We start from the raw sequence: 1,420 nt of genomic DNA, 5'->3' as shown, positions 1-1,420 counted from the left end.
AATCTATGGCAAGAAGGACGAACGATCATGGGAAGAAAAAGCCACTATTTCCCATAACGCTAGTGTCAGTTTTGCCACCTTCAGCAAAGATGGTCGCTATCTAGTAACCACCAGTTGGGATCAAAGGGCAAAAATCTATGGCCAGAGTGACGATGGGTCATGGGCAGAAAAAGCCATCATTCCACATGATGAGACTGTCTACTCAGCCACCTTCAGCCCCGATAGCCGCTATGTGGTGACCGCCAGCCTGGATAGGAAAGCGAAAATCTATGGCCAGATAGACGATGGGTCCTGGCTGGAAAAGGCCATTGTTTCCCATTTTGTTTCAGTTACCTTCAGCTCCGATAGTCGCCATGTGGTGATCACCAGAGATAATGGCAGTGCAAAGATCTATAGACTGGATACCGATGGATCATGGGAAGAAGAAGCCATCATTTCCCATAATGGAAAGGTCAAGTCAGTCAAATTCAGTCCCGATAGTCGCTGTTTAATGACCTCCAGTGACGATAACAAGGCGATAATCTCTGGCCAGGATAAAAACGGATCATGGCAAGAAAAAGCCACCATTTCCGATTACCTGAGTCACTGCTCAGCTGGTACAACAGCCTGGGAGTTTCTTGAATCAATTTCCGGTTACCTAAGAAAGTGCTCAGCCAAATTCAGCGCCGATAGCCGCCATATGGTGACCGCCAATTTAGGTGACAAAGCGAAAATCTATGGTGAGAAGGACGATGGATCATGGGAACAAAAAGCCATCATTTCCCATAACAAAAATGTCTACTTTGCCAAATTCAGCCCCGATAGCCGTCATGTCATCACCTGCAGTAATGATCTCATGATGAAAATCTATAGCCTGAAGATCGATGGATCATGGAGAGAAAAAGCCATCATCTCCTATGATTGTTTTATTACATTAGCAACCTTTAGTGTCGATGGCCGCCATTTGGTCACTGTCAGTGTCGATGGAACGTGGAAAATTTATGGTCAGAACAGCGATGGATCATGGGAAGAAAAAGCCAGCACTTCCCATCCTGGTATTATCCGATCAGCCACCCTCAGCGCCGATGGCCATGTTTTGACCATCCATCAAGATGAGACGGCGAAAATCACTGAACTAAGTATGAATGAATGATGGTTTGCTGTTATCCCACATTATTCTTCTACAACAGCTCTTTCCAGACCCCACTGAAGATACTTCTCAAACTCCCGGGGAGTCACCTAACGTTCAATGGGGAAATGGTTGTGAGTTTCAGGTATTAACCCAGAGTTGCACTCTGCATATTATGAAAGACAGAAACCTGCTTTCTGCTTATTGAACATTTGCACGGATCAAAGCCCTGTTTTCCTATTAGTTAGGCTTACATCAATGTCGTGAACTTTTAAGCTAAAACCGAGTCTATCTTCCAGAATCAATTTTGAA

Annotated in this window: 1 protein-coding gene; it reads left to right on the top strand. The window is 44.8% G+C overall.

Annotated elements, in window-relative coordinates; genetic code table 11:
- Positions 1-1,132, top strand: a 1,132-nt coding sequence (locus tag KDK18_RS10830) for a WD40 repeat domain-containing protein (RefSeq protein ID WP_257254915.1), incomplete at its 5' end; no start/stop codon positions are given.
- Positions 1,133-1,420 lie beyond the last annotated feature (288 nt).

It is taken from the genome of Endozoicomonas sp. SESOKO3 (assembly GCF_024606255.1).
Note: the sequence above shows the minus strand (reverse complement) of the source record. Positions and strands in the feature narration are given on the sequence as shown.